The sequence below is a fragment of the Halobacillus sp. Marseille-P3879 genome (assembly GCF_900240285.1).
Classification (GTDB): Bacteria; Bacillota; Bacilli; order Bacillales; family Halobacillaceae; genus Halobacillus_A.
Genome location: NZ_OESS01000003.1, coordinates 472,865 through 493,864, shown reverse-complemented (window position 1 = coordinate 493,864; position 21,000 = coordinate 472,865). Strand labels below are relative to the sequence as shown.

The window sequence follows — 21,000 nt, the reverse complement described above, 5'->3', positions numbered from 1 at the left end:
ACCGGATGACATATTTATATGATTTAAAAAATAAAACTTGATTTTAATTGATTGACGTCTTAATTACTGCATTTTTGTCGTCTCCAATATAATATCTTTCAATTCCGCAAAATATTTTAAAAATGACCCACAAAAAAGACTACATCCCTTGCAATTTCGACAATATACTTACACACTAAAACTAAACTGAATTTTCATTCATTTATGAATGAAACCTGTCTATATTCAGTACTGTAATAAAGAATCGCATTTTTGAAAGCGATTACAATTGAAGGGGGATTTTTATGCTCAGAGGAACTACTTTATTTTTTGACCGGCTTGTCCAGCGATATCTGCCAGACGCATTTTTGTTTGCTGTTCTTTTAACGTTACTTGTATTTGGACTGGGAATTGGTATTACAGGAAGTTCACCTGGTGAAATGGTTCAATTTTGGGGAGAGGGTTTCTGGGACCTTTTAGAGTTTGCTATGCAGATGACCTTAATCGTAGTCACTGGCTATATCCTGGCAAACAGCCCCATTGTAAAATCTTTTTTGACGAAGCTTAGCAAAATGGCGTCTACGCCAGGCCAGGCAATTTTGCTTGTGACCTTTGTCGCTGCTATTGCTTGTTTAATTAATTATGGTTTCGGTCTTGTAGTAGGTGCTTTACTTGCTGTCCATGTAGCTCGTCAGGTTCCTTCCGTGGATTATCGAATATTAATGGCCAGCGCCTATAGCGGTTTTCTCTTATGGCATGGAGGTTTGTCAGGCTCTATCCCTTTAACAATTGCCACAGAGGATCACTTTTTATCGGATTCGATCGGCACGGTGCCGATTACAGACACCTTGTTTAGCAGCATGAACTTATTTATCGTCATAATACTGCTTGTCTCTCTTCCTTTAGTTAATTTATGGATTATGAAATCCAGCGGAAATAGCAGGCAAAACAACCTTGACCTTCTCCAGCAACAATTAACGAACGATAACGAATCCACTCCTCTTTCCAATCAAGCTCTTACACCTGCTGAAAGGCTTGAAAACAGCAGGATCGTATCTTTACTTATTGGTGTATTAGGTTTAACTTTTGTATTTTTACATTTTATCCAAAATGGTCTCGACCTTAATATCAACATCGTTAACTTTATCATGCTTTTCCTAGGGATCCTGGCTCATAAGACACCACGGCGCTTCTTAAACAGTGTAACGGACGCAGTCAAAAACGCCGGCGGGATCATCATTCAATTCCCGTTTTACGCAGGAATCATGGGGATGATGGTCGCATCCGGTTTATCTGAACAGTTATCTTTATGGTTCGTAGAGATGTCAAGTGACTTTACCTTCCCATTGTTTGCTTTTATCAGTGCAGGGATTCTCAATTTCTTCGTTCCTTCAGGAGGAGGCCAATGGGCGGTGCAAGCCCCGATTATGATCCCGGCAGCAATGGAACTAGGCGTGGCTACAGCAAAAACAGCAATGGCTGTAGCCTGGGGAGATGCATGGACGAATATGATTCAGCCATTCTGGGCCCTGCCGCTCCTTGCCATTGCCGGATTGAAAGTAAGAGACATTATGGGCTTTTGTGTCATCATATTAATTTGGAGTTTTATTCCAATCGCAATCGGTTTGTTGTTTTTGTAAATTGACAGTGCCTTGTTTATAGAGGCACTCAGGCTGTCGAGAAAGTTCTCGACAGCTTTAATTTTTGGCATTTTTACTTAAATTTTATCTTTCAATATCGTATAGCCCTTCATACTGGCTTAGATTCATGGATGATTGACGGTCTAACATCGAATCCCTCACTTTTATGTATTCCTTTCATTGCTCAAGACCTGATAGGTCATGGAGGAAAATAGTACACCAGTAAGAAATAAAAGCTGCTCAGCTATTGTCCCCCTCTTGTCCTTCCATTGTCCTGTTTTCCACCCTTGATTTAATGGACCAACAACAATAGACTAAATATACAAAATATTTTCAAAAATTTCATTATGTACATTGTTCACCACTAGCATACTTGTTATATTGAAAAAACTAGAACGAGGAGGATGGCAATGGTAATAGACGGGGAAAGACTGGAAAAACATATTAACACGTTAGCCACTATCGGAAAAATTGGTGAAACAGGAGTACGTCGTTTAGCTCATTCTAAGGAAGACCGTCAAGGAGTCGACCTTGTCAAAGAATGGATGGAGGAAGCTGGATTAGAAACGCGCATCGATTGTTTCGGGAATTTAATTGGTAGATTAACGGGTAAAGAACCGGATAAACCTATCCTTATGCTTGGCTCTCATATTGATTCTCAGCCCTACGGTGGCCGGTTTGATGGAACCGCCGGCGCTCTGGGCGGTATTGAGGTGGTACATAGCTTAAAAGATAATGGAATTGTCCCTAACCGGACAATAGAAGTGGTCTGTTTTGCAGATGAAGAAGGAGCTCGGTTCAACAAAGGCGTATTCGGCGTCCGTGCCTTAATTGGACAGTTAGAAGAAGGAGAACTAGAGCGGAAGGATAAGGATGGCGTCAGCCGCTTAGAGGCTTTAAAAGAATTTGGCGTAACCCCTGATATAACTAAAAGCCCAGTTTACCAGCCTGAAGACATCGAAGCCTTCCTAGAATTACATATCGAGCAGGGTCCAGTGCTTGAAGATCTCGGCAAACCTGTAGGCATCGTTTCTGCCATTGCAGGGCCTCTCTGGCTGACTGTTACGGTAGAAGGCTTTGCCGGCCACGCAGGATCAGTGCCGATGAGCTTAAGACAAGACGCTCTTGTTGGAGCCTCCTCTATCATAAAGGAATTTAATGAGCTAGTTAAAAAGGAAGGATCGAAAAACACGGTAGGAACAGTTGGAAGCCTGCAAAACTTCCCTAACTCAAGAAACATCATTCCTGAGAAAGTAGAATTCACCATTGATTTAAGAGATATCGACACAGATGCCAGAACAAGGTTAGAAAAGAAGCTCTATGAAATTATTGAGAAGACATGTTCCGAGCTTAATCTTACGTACTCACTGAATGAAGATACCCGCAGTGATCCTCGCTACTGTGCTGATTGGATTAAAGAAATTATGAAAGAAGAAGATGAAAAACTTGGTTTGAATTCTCCCACTTTAATGAGCGGCCCGTTTCATGACGCGTTGTTTATGTCTTATATTTGCGACTATGGAATGATATTTGTCAGGTGCGAAAAAGGAATCAGCCATAATCCGTTAGAATTTGCTGAAATCGAAGATATCCAAAAAGGTACTGAGCTGCTCTATCAAACTGCCGTCAGAATTGCCCAGTCTAAATGAGGAAGAATTACTGTGAAAGCTGCGAAAGTTTCTATTAACATGGAAATATCTATTTCAGATTCTGATGATACCTTTGTGAGGCTGCAGCTATTCGATGAGAAGACCATACTGGCCGCATAAGCCAACGAAGTTATCTTCTTTGGGAGGCCAATTTCTTTAAAATACCTTGATTAATTCCATGCATTACAGGGAAATACATAGTTACAGCCCATTTATGGAGGGAGTATGCCCCTTTATAGACGTTTAGCAGACTGGTTCCTCGGAAATTTAAAACTGGAATAATTGGAGTGAAAGTATGCCACTAACCAAGGATAAAGAAGTTCAGAAAGAATATCAGAATATAAGGGAATATACCGAAAAACTAGTTTCAAATTTGGAAACAGAAGATTTTGTTGTACAGGCCGCTACCCACGTAAGCCCTGCGAAATGGCATTTAGCCCATACTACATGGTTTTTTGAGAAATTCATTTTGGAAGCCTTTCTCCCCCACTACGTACACTTTAATAATGAATTTCTATACTTATTCAATTCTTATTACGAAACTGTCGGCACCCCTCACCCTCAAGCCAGACGCGGACTGATCACGCGGCCGACAGTCGAAGAAACGTATTCATACCGCCATTATGTTGACGAACATATGTCTCAATTGCTGGATGAAAAGAGTGATAATGAAGAACTTCAAGAGCTTGTAGAAATTGGATTACAGCATGAACAACAGCATCAGGAGCTTATCTTAATGGACATAAAATACAATTTTTCATTTAACCCTCTTCATCCAGTGTTCCGTGATAACAATTATGAACCATCTTCCCATACACCCGAACTATCCTTCTATGAGATCGACGGAGGACTGGTAGAGGTCGGCCACTCTGGAGAAGGGTTCTGTTTTGACAATGAAGGACCTCGTCATAAAACGTATTTAGCTCCTTACCAACTGGCCAACCGACCAGTAACAAACGGAGAGTTCATAGATTTCATTAACGCTGATGGTTACGAAACTCCCGACTATTGGCTGTCCGATGGCTGGCAGAAAGTAAATGAAGAGAATTGGGTCCATCCACAGTACTGGATGAAGAGAGAAAATGAATGGTACGTCTATACGTTGAGCGGACTGCAAAAAATTGACCCCCACGCCCCTGTAAGTCATGTAAGTTTTTATGAGGCTGATGCTTATGCACGCTGGGCTGGGAAGCGGCTGCCTACTGAACAAGAATGGGAACATGCCCTTGAGGGCCATTTAATAGAAGGGCACTTTATGGAAGACGATTTTTATCAGCCGCATTCCCAATACAGTACCAACGAAACTTTTCATAAAGCGTTTGGAGACGTCTGGGAATGGACACAGAGTCCTTATGTTCCTTATCCCAGAAACAAGCCTCTAGACGGTTCACTTGGTGAGTACAATGCGAAGTTTATGGCGAATCAGATCGTACTTAAAGGCGGATCTTGTGTCACTCCTCAATCTCATATCCGCCTTACCTATCGAAACTTTTTCTATCCTCATATGAGATGGGCATTCAGCGGATTTCGACTTGCGGACGATTTATAACCAGCGAAGGAACCCCCGCTGTCTCTTAGCAGCGGGGGAAATTAGTGATTTTAATAAGACTATCCAATTTATAGAATTTAACAATTTCAGTCTTTTAAAAACATCACCCTTAATCATCAGGGTGATGTTTCTTATTTGGAAGATTTTCCATATTCTCTTTAAACTCTCTCATCTTCTCATCAGGCTTTAAATTCAATTTATCTTTACCCTTCCTGCCACCGGGATTAATAAATTCCGTGGTCACGCCTAACTGTTGCCCTTTAGAGTCATTGATAACACTTTCCCTCTCCCCATCTTTATGAGAGGAAACCTGAGAATGCTGATTTTGTGAATCTTTCGGCATAGTACCATCTCCTTTCTATTAATTTGAGTGAAAGAAGGTTAAAATATGCACTATTTCCGGATATGATTCAACTAAATCAAGTAATTAACAAAACATATAAAATATTTTAAATAGTTTGACTTTTGTTTTTTCCCCTTGTATCCTAATTAATAACTTTTAAAATAACAAAGGAGGGAATAACCTAAATTCTCTTTTCTGACCCGCCACATTAATTTGACTGCCGCATTGTTTTTTTACTTACACCTTTTAGCCATCCTATAACATCAGAAGTATAATTTTCACTTCAGATTCTTCCCTCACTTGTTTGATGGCTTCTATTCCTTTAACCAAACAAAATATGCTTATGTCTGGAATCCTGTCTTTAAAAAGCAGAAGATTGTTACATACATTTTTAGTCGACAAACGACTATCCACAAATTGTAAATTCTATCTATGAGGGGTTGAAAAGGTATGAATGAAAATAAGTGTTACTCTACCGCACGTGATCTCGCTAAATCGATTCAATCAAGAGAAGTATCGGCTCGGGAAGTTATGGAAGCCCACCTTAAACAGATAGAAAGAGTGAATCCAAAAGTCAATGCGATCGTTTCACTAAATGATGAACAAGCATTAATTGAAGCAGACAAAGCAGATAAGGCTCTGGCTTCAGGTAAAAAAACAGGTCCGTTTCACGGGTTACCGATAGCAATCAAAGACACACATAACGCCAGGGGGTTTCCGATGACGAGTGGATCCCTTGCCTTAAAAGATAACATTTCTACCGAAGATGACCTCCTGGTGGAACGATTAAGAAAAGCAGGAGCAATTGTGATCGGAAAGACGAACGTCCCAGAATTTGGGGCAGGAGCCCATACGTTTAATGAAGTGTTTGGCGTTACAAGAAACCCTTATGACCTTAATCGTACTGCAGGTGGAAGCAGTGGTGGAGCGGCTGTCGCCGTAACTTGTGGAATGCTTCCTTTTGCGGACGGAAGTGATATGGGCGGATCTTGCCGATTTCCTGCTGCTTTCAATAATGTTGTTGGAATGAGAACCTCCCCTGGCCGCGTACCAACCTATCCTAAGCCTGCATTGTTTTCTCCACTTGCAACTCAGGGACCGATCTCAAGAAATGTGGAAGACGCTGCCTTTATGATGTCTGTTATGTCAGGGCCTGATAGCCGATCGCCAATCTCAATCGAAGAATCCGGCGAACAATTTCTTCGCCCATTTTCAAGAAAAGCAAATGACCTTCGAATTGCCTGGTCAGCAGATTTAGGGGGAGCTTTTCCTATAGATTCTGAAATCCGCAGCAATATCGAAGAACAGATGAAAGTTTTCTCGGATTTAGGGTGTCAGGTTGAAGAAGCTTCTCCTGAGTTGTCAGAGGCGGATGAAGTCTTCCATATATTTAGAGCATGGGAATTTGAAATGTCACATAAGGAATTGTTTGAACGTTATCAGGAAGTTATGAAGCCAAGCTTTATATGGAACTTTAATAAAGGGCGTGAACTACGAGGAGTAGATATTGGAAGAGCAGAAAGGTTACGGAATGAGCTGTATCATAGAATGAGAGTTTTCTTCCAGCAGTATGATGCCCTTATTCTCCCCGTGAGCCAGGTGCCGCCTTTTGAAGTTGACCAGGAAGCCCCTCACCAAATTAATGGGGTACGAATGGAAAACTATATTGATTGGATGCGTTCAAGCTATTACATTTCTGCTTTGGGTAATCCGGCTTTATCAATACCAGGCGGCTTTACGTCGGATGGGCTGCCGATCGGTCTCCAGATAGTAGGACCTCACCGAGCAGATTATAATGTCCTGCAGATCGGTTATTTATTTGAACAAGCGACAAAACATGGAGATAAACGCCCAAAAATTTCAGGTTTACATGAGTCCCAAATTTCTGACTGATCGTCGTTTTAATCAACTTTAATAGATGGGAGTAGTTATTAATGAAAGAAAAATTATTTACTAGGTTGGAAGAAATTTATCCAGAGTTAGTAGACTTTAGAAGAGATCTCCACATGAATCCGGAACTTTCACACAAAGAAGTACACACACCAAAGAAAATAGCAGAATTCTTATCCTCGTTGGGATTGGAGGTAAAAACAGAAGTAGGCGGTCGTGGAGTAGTGGGTATTTTAAAAGGTCATAAACCTGGCAAGACAGTGGCTTTACGGGCAGATTTTGATGCTCTTCCTATCCAGGATGAAAAAGATGTAGAGTACAAATCACGTGTACCAGGTGTTATGCATGCTTGCGGTCATGATCTTCACACCGCTGGATTACTAGGAGTAGCAAAAGTGCTCAGTGAGAACCTGGATGAGCTGGAAGGAACTATCGTATTTATCCACCAATTTGCAGAAGAAGTGATTCCCGGCGGGGCTAAATTCATGATAGAAGATGGGTGCCTCGATGGAGTAGATGTAGTATACGGAGCTCATGTAAGTTCTATAGAACCTCTTGGAACAGTGGGCCTCAAAGAAGGACAAGTTATGGCCAATGGAGACACTTTCGAAATAGAAATTTCCGGGAAAGGGACCCACGCAGCTACACCTCACTTAGGAATTGATCCTCTCATTGTGGGCAGCCAGTTAATGCTTAATTTGCAGCAAATCGTAAGCCGACAAATCGACCCGTTAAAATCCGCTGTTGTTACCGTAGCCTCTTTTAATGGAGGCGAAGGTTATAACGTCATCCCTGACAAGGTAAAAATTAAAGGAACTGCAAGAACGTTTGATGAAGAGGTTCGCGATTGGGTAGAAAAGTCAATCGGAAAAATAGCAGAATCTACATGTGAAGGATTCGGCGCTGGCGTTAATTACAATTATGTACGCGGCTACCCAGCAGTGGTAAACCATCCAGGAGAAACGGAAAGAGTAAGAAAGACAGCTTCTAACTTATTCGGTGAAGATATGGTGCAGGAAATGCCTCCACAAATGGGCATGGAAGACTTTGCTTATTATTTAAAAGAAATTCCAGGAAGCTTCTTCTGGGTCGGAGGTGCTTTAGACGAAGAAAGTAAGGTATATCCTCACCACCACCCGAAGTTCAATGTTCAGGAAGAAGCGATGATGTATATTGGTAAATTATTTATCTCTACTGTATTTGACTACTTATCGGCTAAAGAAGACCACTTCGCTAAAGAAAAGCAATCGACGAAATAAGTAAGTTGAATTATCAATTAGACTGAATCAAGGGGGAACTTAATTTGAGTAACGAGACAATGAACATAGCAAATAGTGCTCCTTTATGGATTATGGCTTTTATTTTCGTTGGGATCGTTATGTTTCAAGCGATCGTGTTTTTAAGAATAGCAAAGAAATCAGCTCCAGGTATAGGAATGACTTCTAAGGAAGTAAAAACTGCTATTAGAACAGGATTCATTAGTTCGATAGGGCCTTCATTTGCGATTGCAATCATACTTGTTTCGTTAATCGCTTTGCTCGGTTCCCCGTTAACATTAATGAGAATAGGAATAATAGGGTCTGCAGCAACTGAATCAGCTGCAGCAGAGATAGGAGCCAATGCTTTTGGCGTGGGATTAAACTCCGACAACTTTTCAATTTCAGCTTTTACAACTGTCGTTTGGACGATGTGTCTCGGTGGGATGGGGTGGTTACTCTTTACGGCTTTTTTCACCAAATCCCTTGGGAATACACAGAAGAAAATTGAGAAGAAAAACCCAAAAATCATGGCTGCTGTTTCCTCTGCTGCTATGTTAGGTGCTTTTGGATACCAGGCAAGTGATCAAATGGTTTTAAGTGTTACTCATACTATAGCAGGTCTTGCTGCTCTTTCTTCGATGGTTCTTATCATGCTTATAGCTGATAAAGTAAACTTTGCCTGGTTAAAAGAATGGGCATTAGGGATTGCTATGGTAATTGGTATGGCAAGTGCTTACTTTACTACCCTCTTCTAAATTACCGACCATGTGCTGAGGTATTAGAAAAATAAGGAGGAAATCTGATGAGTCTTAACCCGGAAAAGGTAACTCCAGATGAATATGTAAGTCGTGCAGGAGCAGAAACAACAAACAGCATGGAAATATTCCATAACAGAGCTCATTTTTGGGGACGTCTAACACTCTTCACATTAATTATAATGTGCTTCATCCCGCCTATATATATGTCTTTTATTTTAGATGCTCACCCTGGGTGGGGAGCCATTTTCACAGGACTTGTAGGATATGCAGGTTTTATTGGAATCATGTGGATACTGGAGCCCATTACGTATTACCCTACTCTCGGAATTGCCGGTACTTATTTAGCGTTTTTAACCGGAAATATAGCAAACATGTGTCTTCCCTGTTCTGTCTCTGCTCAAAAAGCTATCGGGGCGAAAAGTGGGTCACGTAAAGCAGAGCTAGCTGGAGTATTCGGTATCGCAATTGCTTCTTTAGTGAATATAGTAGTTATTGTTTTAATTATTTTAGGCGGGACCTATATTCTTTCGATCATTCCTCCTGCCGTAGAAGATGCATTTGCTTTTGTACTTCCCGCTATATTCGGGGCTGTTTTAGGCCAATTTGCTTATAAAACTCCATTGTATGGGGGAATTGCACTTGCAGTAGGTATGATTGTTCTGTTTTCGCCTATCTTTAGTCTAATCAAAATTGTCGTTTGCGTTGTAATAACAATAGCTATTATTCTTTATTTAGAAAAACAAAAGGATTAGAAAAAACTGGCTTACTGTCAAGTCCATGGCGGAAGTCAAAGGACTTTAACAAAGTTATACGTTCTTAAAGCATAGAAAAATCAGGACACTTTTTACTAATATGGGGCTGTGACGAATTCAGGCTCCCAAGGGTTATGAACTAGCTTTGCCCCATCTATTGTTTTCATTAAGATTGGCCCCTTCTCCCGGGCATATTCTCTTAAAGATACTGAACCATTCGGAGTTTCAATTTGGACATCAACCATGACGGAAAGTTGATTAAGCTTGTTAACAATGTTTTCGACCACTTCAATTAATAAAACTTCATCCGCATAGACGACAACATCCAGATCACTGCTCTTAGTAACAGTCTGGCACTTACTGACCATCTCAAACCCTACACTTCCCGCGGGCCCCCATAACAAATTATAAGGTTTGAATATTTCATGCACATGACCCAATGCCTTGATCGCAGGCATTGGGCTATTGCTTATTTTTTCCCTCCAGGCGTACTTCTGTAAAATCGTAACTGGCGAAATCAAGTGAACGATGTCCTCTTCAGCTATATAGGCACCGAATCGCTGATTACGTTTTTTCCCCCGCACTCCTATTGGTATCATCCCTTCTGACATTGGAGCACGCCGTACCACAACGTACGGAACATCTTGCAATGATTCTGTGACCCATTCAGGAATCTCAGGAGAGCTCGACAGCTTCGTCGTTTTTTTTATTTTCAAAAGATCGTGAGGATTCATTACCATAGGGTTTCCAGCCTCTCTCTCACTTTAATCGATGCTGACCGGTTATCTTTTGCCTGTAAAGATTGCAGTCGGATTCTTAAATCTGAAGGACCAGACCTGGCACTATCTATTGATTCTACTATTTTTCTTTCTATTAACTTAATATCTTCACTTTCCGGGTTACTTGCATTCACTCCTCCAATCAGTTCATGAAGAGCACCAAGAGTAGAAAAAGACAACACATCATAGGCCATGGCCGGCGTTTTTTTAGTAGCTTCTTCAAGTTCCTGAACGGTACGACGTGTAATGCGAGCGGCGGATTGCTTTGACATGACATGGATGTTCACTTTTTCATCGTCTAAAGCAAGTATACGATTAGCCTGAAGCCCATGAGTGAGAAATGCTCCCGAAATGGCATTACCTACCACTAAAGTAACGACAGGATGACCTGCACGTCGAGCTGCTGCATAAGCATCTACTGCCGCTGCTCCTGCCTGATGCAGCCCCAGTAATTCCTCAGTGTATCCATATGCTTGGCTGGGGACATCCACAATCGCTACAATAGCACGGCGGTCACCTCCGTCATCCTGCTCAATTGCTTCCCTTACATAGTGAGCAATCGTCCATCCTTCTTCCAGTCCCACTTCTCCTTCGCGGGCACGGTGGTAGCGGCTATTCAAATTAGGTACAACCGAAATATAACGAACACGTTCATCTTCGATTTCTTCATCTGCACACAAAACGGAAGGGGTAAGATTACTTTTGGTTTTGGTTGTTAAAGCTGTAAACCAAGTCCTACCTCTACTTTCAATGCAGCTTTCGTCAGAATTCTCCTCAATCCATCTTTCCCCTTCTTCAATGCTCGCTTCTTCCCACTTCCTTTGTAAATCTAATGAATTTAAAGGGAACGAAGGGTCTATTTTTTGTAGGCGGTTTCTATAAAGCTGCACTTGCTCGCTGCGAGAATGGCTCTTCTCCGTTCGCCGGGTACTTTCTATAATTATGTTTTTTATTGAATCAATGTCATCTTCTGCGAGATAATCAACAAAACCAAGGGAGAAACGCTGTTCACCACCAATTGTATTCCATATTAAACGTCTATTCTGAGAGTCGAATTCCTGGATTCCAGCTTCTTGTTCAATAACTTCCGGTCCATTTAATGTAAGCCGTCCTTCTTTAGTCATGATAAGGGTGCTGCATAACCCTGCTGTCAGGGACATCCCTCCAAAACAGCCTATTTTACCAGGTATCACTCCAATGACAGGTGTATATTCTCTTAACGCAGAAATTGCTGAACCGATCTCAGCAATAGCTAACAATCCATAGTTGGCTTCCTGCAGCCTAACACCACCGGTATCATAGACAATAATTGTGCGAGTAGGAATCCCATTTTGGTTATCACGAAGAGCTAACTCAAGGGCTCCGGCTATCTTTGCGCCTGAAACCTCTCCAATCCCGCCTCCTTGAAAGCTGCCTTCGATTGAAATAATAACTGCCGGGTCTCCATTAATGTTTCCTTTTGCTATCACTACCCCATCGTCGCTTTGAGGGACAATCCCCTGACGTACTAAATGAGGGGATTCGAAACCCTCAAAAGGATCCAGTAACTCGCGAAACGTATCTTCATCTAATAACGCCTTTGTACGTTCCCGAGCGTTTAATTCTGCAAAACTCACTTTAAGAGATTTCATGGTGACCACTCACCTCCAAAGCTTGAACCAACCGCAGGGAGACAACCCCAGGAGTAGCCCCAAAGTCATTCACTTGTATAGTTGCCTGTGCTGCATAATAATTACAGAACCTTTCGATTACCTTTTCCCAAGTCTGCTCAAACCCGGTCATACCTGTTCTGACTTCTACTTTAACCCACGGTTCTTCAGAAGGGGTAACTAATACTTCTAAATCTCCCGAACCTACTACACCTACATGGGATTGGCGTTCTATTTTATTTTTAGCTGGATATTGAAAAAACAATGATTCCAATCTGACTCCTCCTTTATATAGTTACCTTACCTTTCGATTCATTAAAAGGAACTTTTTTTAACTGATCCAAAAATAGAGCTGCTGCTAATAAATCAGCACTTCCTCCAGGGGAGACGTGGTATTTTAAAAATAATTGATTTAATTCTTCCAGCTCCCTCCATCCTTCCAGAGTAGAGACTCCTCCGCATTGTAAGATATGAGCAGCTTTTTCCTGGACCAACTCTAAGACCAGCAATCCTCCTCGATGAATAATACATGTATCTTCTAAGCAGGCAATCAATGCTACTAAAGTGTCCAACTTCACTTGGCGTTCTGAAATACCTTTTCTTCTTGAATGATCTAATGCAGGCAAGGCGATTTCTATAAGATTTGGGTAGCCAGCTTCAGCTTCCCCTCTAGCTCCCTTTACACCCAGTTTTTCATGAAGGGTAGAACCGTGGGTGGGAATACTGGGAGCGTAATGATCTGGAAATCGTGCTATCCGTGAAGCTGTTTGCACGAGCCGTTTGGTGTCCTCGCCTGGAGGATTGACAGCTGCAGCGGAAGTTAGAAGTCCCAGTACCCATATTGCTCCTTTATGCGTATTGATCCCGCCCGTAACCTGCATCATTTTCTTCTCACCAGCTCTCCCAATGCCTGCTATTTCTTCCCGCAGCTGCTGGCTCGGCTCTTGCCTATATGAAACTTCAGCAATTAACTTAAATGTTTCCTGTAGAGAACGGGCAGACTGGACCATTAATTCAAAATTCATGTCTTGATGAGACCCTCTGTCATTTGGGTCAACCAGTCCTGGTTTAGGAGCAAGCTCCACTTCGTTTATTAAGGCCTGAACCACCCAGTAACTAAGGTTTTCCCCACATTCTCTTGCGTTTTTCCATGTCATAGGCTTGCTCACCTCTTTACCAGCTTTGAAACTTTTCAGGCGGGTTGTAAAGCCCCCCGGACCACTCAACAAGTTCTTCTATGTTCTTAGCTGCAAGTAAGGAACGATTGGCTTCAGACCGCCGAATCCCTAAGTCTTCAGGAAATGCAACAATCCCCTCTTGCCGAAGTTTTTGAATATCCTTGGGAGAGTATCGAACCCCAACAGGTGTTACTCCTGCTATCGCAGCCAAAGCTTCTCGGCGTTCTTCCAGACTTTTGGCTTTATATAAATAAGCGATCCCTTCCTCAGTGACTACGTGGGTGACATCATCTCCATAGATCATAACAGGCGCCGTAGCCAGATCAGCTTCGTTCTTCACGTCAATAGCATCTAAAGATTCTACAAACACTGGAGTATTTCCTATTTGATGGGTTTCTACTACTTGAACCACCAGCTTCTTCCCACGTGCGAGAGGGTCTTCTGAAGTCATCATATTTAACCATGCCGGCGTGGAGTGTCTTCGTCCACCAGGATCATGCCCCATATTCGGTGCCCCCCCAAAGCCCGCAAGCCTGCCATTTGTCACAGTTGATGAATTTCCAACGGAGTCTATCTGTAAGCTCGACCCCACAAATAAATCCACAGCATATTGACCTGCTAGTTGGGAAAGTGTTCGATTCGACCGAAGACTTCCATCTCTTCCGGTAAAAAAAACATCCGGACGCCTAGAGGTATACTCTTCCATCCCAACTTCTCCTCCGAAACAATGAATGCTTTCTACCCATCCGGATTCAATGGCTGGAATCATGGTAGGATGGGGGTTTAATGCCCAATGCTTGCATATTTTCCCTTTTAATCCTAATGACTCTCCATAAGTAGGGAGTAAGAGTTCGATAGCAGCTGTATTATAACCAACCCCGTGATTGAGAGACTGCACCTGGTGCTTCTCATAGATACCGCGTATTGTTATCATTGCCAGAAGGACCTGTATATCAGTAATATGTCTCGGGTCTCTTGTAAAAAGCGGTTCTAATTGGTAGGGTTCATCAGCTTCAACTACTAAATCAACCCATGACCCAGGTATATCTACACGAGGTAAGTCGTCAGTAATTTCATTTACTTGTGCAATTACAATGCCGTCACGAAAAGCTGCGGCCTCTACAATAGTCGGTGTTTCTTCTGTATTTGCCCCTGTATATAAATTACCGTCACTATCCGCCTTATCTGCTGCTACCAACGCAATAGTTGGGATTAGATCAATAAACAGCCGGCCATAAAGTTCAATGTACGTGTGTATCTCTCCCATAGTCAGTTCCTTATCTTCAATCATTTGAGCGATTCTTAAACTTTGGGGCCCTGCATAAGCGAAGTCCACTTTTTCCGCAATTCCAGATTCAAATATATCCAAGTGTTCTGGTCTTGAGATACTGCTTAATACCATATGTAAATCATAGACTTTGGCAGAATTCACTTGTGAGAGCGATTGTGAAAGGAAAGAAGCTTGCTTTTGATTATTCCCTTCTAATACCACCCTGTCACCAGGAAGCAGCAGCTCCTCTAAGACTTCCACCATTCGATCCGTTGGAATCACCCTTGAATCTGTAATATGCGTAATCTTATTCATTCGTTTAGTTTTGGCATCTCGTCTTGTCGTCCAACTGTTATTCGTTTGGGTATTAATCGTCATGTACTGTCTCTCCCTTTCATTTAATGAATTTATAATCGATTAACTAGAATAGCAGCCGTATCACTGCCATCATCTGAGATAGAAATTGCTCTTGCTTCAGGAAAAGCGTCTTCTGCCAATTTCGTCAGTACGTTTCCAGGAAGCATCTCGACGAATAACCGAACTCCCAGCTCATATAGCAAGGATGTTGCTTCATGCCAATGAACAGAATGAGAAACATTCCACGCTAAATCTTTTTTTATAGCCTCTCCCCTTCTTAAAACCCGCCCCCTAAGATTACCGGCGTATGGAATCTCAGGGTTCTTCACTGAAAGACGATCAAGCTCTGCCTCTAACTTTAAAGACAGCTCATTCAATAAGGAGCAGTGGGACGGTACGGCAACATCTAAGAGTTCTGCTTTCTGAGCATGGTTCGCAATAGCAATCTCCATAAACCTGCGTAGTTCAGGGAGAGACCCAGCTATTGTCATTTGTCGAGAACTATTTAAATTAGCAAGATAGATATTTCTTTCATTCTGATTATACTCATCAATCAATCCATTCAATTGTCTTTCACCCAACCCTGTGACAACCCCCATCCCATACCCTTTTTTGAATGACTGTTCCATCCATTCTCCACGCATGCGGACTAATCGGACTGCATCTTTAAACTCTAAGGCTCCTGCAACTACCGCGGCTCCGAACGTTCCAACAGAATGACCTGCAACGAAATCCGGCACAGCTCCTTTCTCCTTTAGCACTCGTGCTGACGCCACCCCAGAAACAAGCAGGCATATCTGTACGGCAATGGTAGAACTTAGTTTAGATTCTACATCCCACTGGTAAACGCTTTCATCTAATTCGTCACTGGCCTCTTCAAATACTTTCCTTACAACTGGGTGGTCCGGTAAATCCTGAAACATGCGAGGCTTTTGTGACCCTTGACCAGGGAAAAGAAAGACAGTAGACATTATAATATTCGCTCCTGTTATGAAATTTACCAACAGTCGGCAGTCGACTAAATTTATTTAAAAAGAAAAGGGAATTTTCACCCTTTTTTCTTTTAAAGTTGGGAATCGCTGCTATGGCTAAACAGCTGTTTTTGAATGGTCGTAATTACATCCTGGTTATGTCTCTCTAAGACAGTGGCAGCCTCTTCTACTTTGCCGGCTTTGAGAAGTTCGACTAAAGTAAAATGTTCTTTAACTGATTTTTCAATATTCCCTTCGGCAGTAAAAGAAACATTTTGAACTCTAAGCAGTGGCAGCTCTAAACGAGTATACATTTTCTCAATGGTTTCACTTCTACTCATTTCAATTAAACATAAGTGAAAAGCATGGTTAAGCTCGGTATAACTCTTTATGTCTTTTTCTGAAACCATCTTCTCATACAATGCTTCCATCTTTTTTACAACCTCTTGGTCTACCTGACCATCTTTTATTCGATTCATCGCAAGAGATTCAAGCATAATTCTAATCTCAAGGAGATCATATACTTCATTTTCCGTATGTTCTTTTACAACGGCACCTTTTCTTGGAATTCTTTCAACCAGCCCTTCGATGGTTAAGAGGTAAATAGCTTCACGAACCGGGGCTCGACTTGTACCAAAATCTGCAGCATATACGTTTTCAACAATTTTTTCCCCAGACTTTAACCCTCCGCTAATAATTTGTTTAGAGATGTATTCAGCAATTTGATTAGATAAGGCATTATAATTAAGATTTACTGAGCTCACCCTAGACCTCCTTAGAAAACTCAATTGTCGACTGTCGATTAAATTGTACAATAAATAGTTGGACCATTCAATATATTTAGAAAATTTAAAAAAGTATTTGCATTTCTAAAAAGAATTATCTAAGATGAAGAATATGAAAACAGTCGACAGTTGATTATCGGCAGAATTGAAAACGCTTTCTAAGTAAGGAGGGATATTTATTTTATTATATCTTGATCAATCCCCCGGCTAACTAAGTCCGTATGCAGGCCCTTTTCACTTGATTTTATCTTTCTGTTGTTTGTCCATTTGTTCTGTAGCAATCAATGACTTTCGTTGTCCTCGGAACACAAGGCGATATAAAAAACAAAATGAGGTGAATCAATTGGTCATATATGGTGTTGCGTTATTGTCAATCTGCATGTTAGCTGGAGTTATTCTGGGTGAACTATTGGGAGCAGCAATTGGAATTGAAGCCAATGTTGGCGGAGTTGGCATTGCAATGGTAATACTTGTGTTATTAGTTGATTACTTAAAGAGAAATAAAAAATTAGATATAAAGTCAGAGGAAGGAATGGGTTTCTGGGGAGCCATGTACATTCCTATCGTTATAGCTATGGCTGCTAATCAAAACGTAGTAGCAGCTTTAGATGGAGGACCTGTTGCTTTATTAGCAGGAGTAGTTACCGTTTTTGTGAGTTGGGCTCTTGTGCCTTTACTTAGTAACATCGGAAAAGATACATCTTCTTTTTCTGAAGAAGAAATAGGAGGGACAGAAAATGTTCGAAATATTAAGTGATACTTTCTCGGATAACGGTTTAATTGTTTCTTTTGCCCTGGTCGGTATTACCATCTATTTTTCTTATATCTTGTCCGATAAACTTACAAGAGGGAGAGTTCACGGTTCAGCCATTGCGATAATTATAGGTCTTTTACTTGCGTATATTGGCGGGGTCAATACTGGCGGAGACCAGGGATTAGCAGATGTAGGGATATTTACTGGAATAGGATTAATGGGAGGCGGCATGCTTCGTGATTTTGCGATAGTAGCTACAGCTTTTGGGGCAAACCTCGATGAAATTAAAAAAGCTGGCTTGCCGGGTCTCGTATCCCTGCTTACTGGTGTAATTGTTTCTTTTGTTGTTGGTGTTTTCATTGCTTTTGCCTTTGGATATACAGACGCTGTCAGCTTGACGACAATAGGTGCGGGGACTGCAACTTATATCGTAGGACCTGTGACCGGTACCGCAATTGGGGCAAGCTCAGAAGTCATTGCATTAAGTATAGCAGCTGGATTGATCAAATCTATACTCACAATGATAGGCACACCCTTCATTGCAAAATATATCGGATTGAACAACCCTCGCTCAGCAATAGTTTATGGCGGATTAATGGGGACGACCAGTGGAGTAGCTGGAGGGCTGGCGGCTACTGACCCTAAGCTTGTCCCTTATGGAGCAATGACTGCTACATTTTTCACCGGGCTCGGGTGCCTTATCATTCCTTCGGTTTTGTTTTTAATCACTAGAACCATTGTAGGATAGGTTAGTTGCTTGCTATATGCAGAGAAAAAATCCTAGTTCATTTTTAACTTTAATAGTGAAAGACCCGCCTTCTATAAGACGGGTCTTTTATAACCTGGGTTAAACCCTCACAAAAAGAGATAAGCTTTTCATTCATTTTCCCCCTTTATTACGATTAGCTTTCACTTTATTAAAAACCACTGTCGAATCCCACACATTCATCCCAAAGTGTCCGTCTTGAAATGTTGAATCCTCCGCTTCAATTACTAATTGCTTATCTAAATAAACTCTTATATCTTCTCCCTCTGCTTCCACCTTGAGCTGATACGTTTGATTTGCTTTTAAATTCAACTCTTCTTCTGAACTTTTTAAGTCACTCCCCTTCCCGTCTTCAAACTTAATCAGTTTTACTTGATTGTTCTTCACATCAATATTAGCTGCGTAGGCATTTTCCGCAGAACGATCTGAACGGAATACAAGGGACCCTGCACCAACGGGATTATCGACGATGTCCTGTTCAGAATCCTCGGGGTGAGAGTCTGAATCCAGGATCTTAATGTTAGCCTTATAACGGAAATCGTCCCCCTGCTCGCTTGCTAAAGTAAAAGTATCCCCAGCGCCCTGGCCTTGAAGGCCTTGCCGTGTCTCAGCCCATCTTCCTGAAATCGTCTCCCATCCTGTAAGGTTTGATTTAAATTGATTTTGATCTTGCCATATACTCCTCAAGGGATAGATTTCGAGTGATTTCAAACGGACTTCTCCACCTTTGCTATAGACGTCTAATCCTTTACTGGACGGGTCAGGAAACAGCTGATCAGTTATAACTGTCTCTCCATTAGTCCCGAACACCTCCACTGCTGAGCGGTCAACAAACATGTGCATTTTCACCTTGCCGTCTGATACAGATAATTTACCCTCATGTTGATCTGTCACATTATTTCCGTAATCAAAATTATCACTGTGTGTACGATCAACAAATAATTCTTCAGTTACTGCATCATACCCAACCGTAGTATATTCTCCCTCCTCTCCTTTACGGATACGAAATCCAAATTCTTCAGCTTTTGAATTCGAAACATCAAACTCAGCCTTCAATTCATAGGTATCTCCTGCAAAATTTGAAAGTAAACGGCTGCTTCCAGAAATCAGTTCATCATTGAAAGACGCCTTCTGGCTGTTATCGCGGATGCTATTGAGTGAAACGGGAGTTTGTTTTAAACGTATTCCTGATTCGTTCTCGGTTAGTTCCATCGTTCTGGGCAAGCTCATTGAGCTTCTCCACGTGTTCGTAGGAGTCTCATTCGCATACTGCCAGTTGCTCATCCAGCCAAGCCAATATTTTTGTCCTTGCTCGCCTTCAATTCCGCTCCAATCGACAGCTGCATAATAGTCCGCTCCGTAATCCGTCCATAAGGTTTCTTCAGGTGGATTCTCATTTGTAAACGTTTCTCCGTCAAAATCGCCGACAAAGTACTGCATACCTGAACCGCCGGCAGGGGCGCCATCGTTAATGCTGACTTGAAGTACCCATTTAGTATTATTCGGATCGCCATCAATCGGTAGTTCTACAAGCGTCGGACATTCCCAGATGCCGCCATTACTTCCATGAGTTGAATCTACCCATTCCCCTTGCACTGCTTCCCACTCATCTATCGTTCCGTTCTGCTTAATATCTTCTTCCTTTGGTTTTTCTGCTGTTGAATCTATTCCTTCTGACATGGACCCCTCATTATAAACATTGAAATCATCTAAATTAATATGCCCCCACCCTCCTGCCGCTTGATCAACTGCTTTAATATATAGAATCTCCCCCAGATATTCTGAAACATCCCAAAAATATCTTTTATACGTTTCGTCATCCTTGAATTTCGTGTTGGTCTGGCGAATCAATTCCTTGTCATCTGAAGCTCTCATGAGGGAGACGTAGCGATTACTAATGTCATTGCCTGCACCTAAAAGAAAGTTAATTTCACCGTTTCCATCTAGTTTAAAGTAAGAAGAATGCATTTCACCTTTTGCCTGATCCCCATCATGTAAATCAGAAAATCCCCAGAAGTGATGTGTGCCTTGAAGATTAAATGGACCTCCCCAATACTCCGTTTCATCCGTGACATGATCATTCGTAAACGCATTGCCTTCAACAACATTCCACCCCGAAAGATCCCCTGTTTCAAAATCATGATTGTCAATTTCTCTTGCGGATGTTCGTATATTCTTCCCTTGATTGACATTTTGAAAGACTGCAGTAGAGTTCCATACATTTAATCCAAGCTGTCCGCTCGCAAAAGAATCGTCACTAATATCATGTACGAGTTCATCATTTATGGATACTTTAAGATTATTATCATAAGCATCAACTTTCAGCTCATACGTTTGATCCGTGTCAATGTCCATAGACGTTTCGCCTAAAATGGATATACTGCCATCTTCGATTTTCATCAGCTTCACGACATCATGCATGGCATCAATGTTGGCAAAGTAACCGTTCTCCGCCTGATCATCTGCGCGGAAAACTAAAGCGCCTGCTCCCCCTCCACCTTTGTCACCGGCTATTTCAATGTCCGCTTCGTACAAGAAGTTATCCACCTCTACGTCACTAAGGATAAAAGCATCTTCTTGTGAAACACCTGCTTTACCTGTGAGTGAATTTTCCCATTCTCCGTTTAGAGCACTCCATCCTGATAGGTTAGATACGAAATTGGTCATATTTT

Annotated in this window: 18 protein-coding genes; 9 read left to right on the top strand and 9 right to left on the bottom strand. The window is 41.7% G+C overall.

The features are described 5' to 3' along the window. Nucleotides 1–284: 284 nt before the first annotated feature. The 3 genes from C1A12_RS16790 (at nucleotide 285) to egtB (ending at nucleotide 4,817) form a co-directional block, all read left to right on the top strand. Nucleotides 285–1,619 carry a short-chain fatty acid transporter gene (locus C1A12_RS16790; RefSeq protein ID WP_101845671.1) on the top strand — a complete coding sequence of 445 codons (1,335 nt, stop codon included), beginning with the start codon at nucleotides 285–287 and terminating at the stop codon, nucleotides 1,617–1,619. Between the two features lie 410 nt (nucleotides 1,620–2,029). Continuing rightward, nucleotides 2,030–3,268, top strand: coding sequence for a M20 family metallo-hydrolase (locus C1A12_RS16785; protein WP_101845669.1), 1,239 nt, complete (start codon nucleotides 2,030–2,032; stop codon nucleotides 3,266–3,268). 295 nt (nucleotides 3,269–3,563) lie between these two features. After that, nucleotides 3,564–4,817, top strand: coding sequence for an ergothioneine biosynthesis protein EgtB (gene egtB / locus C1A12_RS16780; protein WP_101845667.1), 1,254 nt, complete (start codon nucleotides 3,564–3,566; stop codon nucleotides 4,815–4,817). A gap of 109 nt (nucleotides 4,818–4,926) precedes the next feature. On the opposite strand, the gene C1A12_RS16775 is transcribed toward egtB, so the two are convergent. Next, complete coding sequence (locus C1A12_RS16775) at nucleotides 4,927–5,160, bottom strand: hypothetical protein (RefSeq protein ID WP_101845665.1); 234 nt, start codon at nucleotides 5,158–5,160, stop codon at nucleotides 4,927–4,929. 450 nt (nucleotides 5,161–5,610) lie between these two features. Here C1A12_RS16775 and C1A12_RS16770 point away from each other — a divergent pair, with 450 nt between their 5' ends. Genes C1A12_RS16770 through C1A12_RS16755 form a run of 4 tightly spaced genes read left to right on the top strand, consistent with a single transcriptional unit; the run spans nucleotide 5,611 to nucleotide 9,819 of the window. After that, entirely contained in the window at nucleotides 5,611–7,053 is a 1,443-nt protein-coding gene (locus C1A12_RS16770) for an amidase (RefSeq protein WP_101845664.1), read from the top strand. A gap of 41 nt (nucleotides 7,054–7,094) precedes the next feature. Next, a complete protein-coding gene (locus C1A12_RS16765; RefSeq protein WP_101845662.1) occupies nucleotides 7,095–8,309 on the top strand; it encodes a M20 family metallopeptidase in 1,215 nt (404 codons plus the stop codon). A gap of 44 nt (nucleotides 8,310–8,353) precedes the next feature. Beyond that, nucleotides 8,354–9,064 carry a DUF5058 family protein gene (locus C1A12_RS16760; RefSeq protein ID WP_235001646.1) on the top strand — a complete coding sequence of 237 codons (711 nt, stop codon included), beginning with the start codon at nucleotides 8,354–8,356 and terminating at the stop codon, nucleotides 9,062–9,064. Between the two features lie 47 nt (nucleotides 9,065–9,111). Continuing rightward, nucleotides 9,112–9,819, top strand: a complete 708-nt coding sequence (locus C1A12_RS16755) for a small-conductance mechanosensitive channel (RefSeq protein ID WP_235001645.1) — start codon at nucleotides 9,112–9,114, stop codon at nucleotides 9,817–9,819. 95 nt (nucleotides 9,820–9,914) lie between these two features. On the opposite strand, the gene C1A12_RS16750 is transcribed toward C1A12_RS16755, so the two are convergent. The 7 genes from C1A12_RS16750 to C1A12_RS16720 all read right to left on the bottom strand — a co-directional run bounded on the left by C1A12_RS16750 (nucleotide 9,915) and on the right by C1A12_RS16720 (nucleotide 16,787). Next, the gene (locus C1A12_RS16750; protein ID WP_101845660.1) at nucleotides 9,915–10,559 is read right to left on the bottom strand and encodes a malonate decarboxylase holo-ACP synthase; all 645 of its coding nucleotides are present in this window, start codon (nucleotides 10,557–10,559) and stop codon (nucleotides 9,915–9,917) included. Continuing rightward, complete coding sequence (locus C1A12_RS16745; protein WP_101845659.1) at nucleotides 10,553–12,229, bottom strand: biotin-independent malonate decarboxylase subunit beta; 1,677 nt, start codon at nucleotides 12,227–12,229, stop codon at nucleotides 10,553–10,555. Before C1A12_RS16745 ends, C1A12_RS16750 begins: the two co-directional genes overlap by 7 nt. Then, nucleotides 12,216–12,521: a malonate decarboxylase subunit delta gene (locus tag C1A12_RS16740; protein WP_101845657.1), complete on the bottom strand. Its 306-nt coding sequence runs from the start codon at nucleotides 12,519–12,521 to the stop codon at nucleotides 12,216–12,218. Before C1A12_RS16740 ends, C1A12_RS16745 begins: the two co-directional genes overlap by 14 nt. A gap of 13 nt (nucleotides 12,522–12,534) precedes the next feature. Then, nucleotides 12,535–13,404: a triphosphoribosyl-dephospho-CoA synthase gene (locus tag C1A12_RS16735; protein ID WP_101845655.1), complete on the bottom strand. Its 870-nt coding sequence runs from the start codon at nucleotides 13,402–13,404 to the stop codon at nucleotides 12,535–12,537. A 16-nt stretch (nucleotides 13,405–13,420) separates the two neighbouring features. Next, on the bottom strand, nucleotides 13,421–15,073 hold the full coding sequence (gene mdcA / locus C1A12_RS16730; RefSeq protein ID WP_101845653.1) for a malonate decarboxylase subunit alpha: 1,653 nt from the start codon (nucleotides 15,071–15,073) through the stop codon (nucleotides 13,421–13,423). A gap of 29 nt (nucleotides 15,074–15,102) precedes the next feature. Further along, entirely contained in the window at nucleotides 15,103–16,023 is a 921-nt protein-coding gene (locus tag C1A12_RS16725; RefSeq protein WP_101845651.1) for an ACP S-malonyltransferase, read from the bottom strand. Nucleotides 16,024–16,115: 92 nt separating this feature from the next. Then, nucleotides 16,116–16,787, bottom strand: coding sequence for a GntR family transcriptional regulator (locus C1A12_RS16720; protein WP_101845649.1), 672 nt, complete (start codon nucleotides 16,785–16,787; stop codon nucleotides 16,116–16,118). Nucleotides 16,788–17,151: 364 nt separating this feature from the next. Between C1A12_RS16720 and madL the strand changes: the two genes are divergently transcribed. Together madL and madM are read left to right on the top strand one after the other, a co-directional pair. Then, a complete protein-coding gene (madL, locus tag C1A12_RS16715) occupies nucleotides 17,152–17,565 on the top strand; it encodes a malonate transporter subunit MadL (protein ID WP_101845647.1) in 414 nt (137 codons plus the stop codon). Continuing rightward, nucleotides 17,546–18,310, top strand: a complete 765-nt coding sequence (gene madM / locus C1A12_RS16710; RefSeq protein WP_101845645.1) for a malonate transporter subunit MadM — start codon at nucleotides 17,546–17,548, stop codon at nucleotides 18,308–18,310. Before madL ends, madM begins: the two co-directional genes overlap by 20 nt. A gap of 132 nt (nucleotides 18,311–18,442) precedes the next feature. On the opposite strand, the gene C1A12_RS21705 is transcribed toward madM, so the two are convergent. After that, complete coding sequence (locus C1A12_RS21705) at nucleotides 18,443–20,008, bottom strand: glycoside hydrolase family 32 protein (protein ID WP_373420492.1); 1,566 nt, start codon at nucleotides 20,006–20,008, stop codon at nucleotides 18,443–18,445. Between the last annotated feature and the right edge of the window lie 992 nt (nucleotides 20,009–21,000).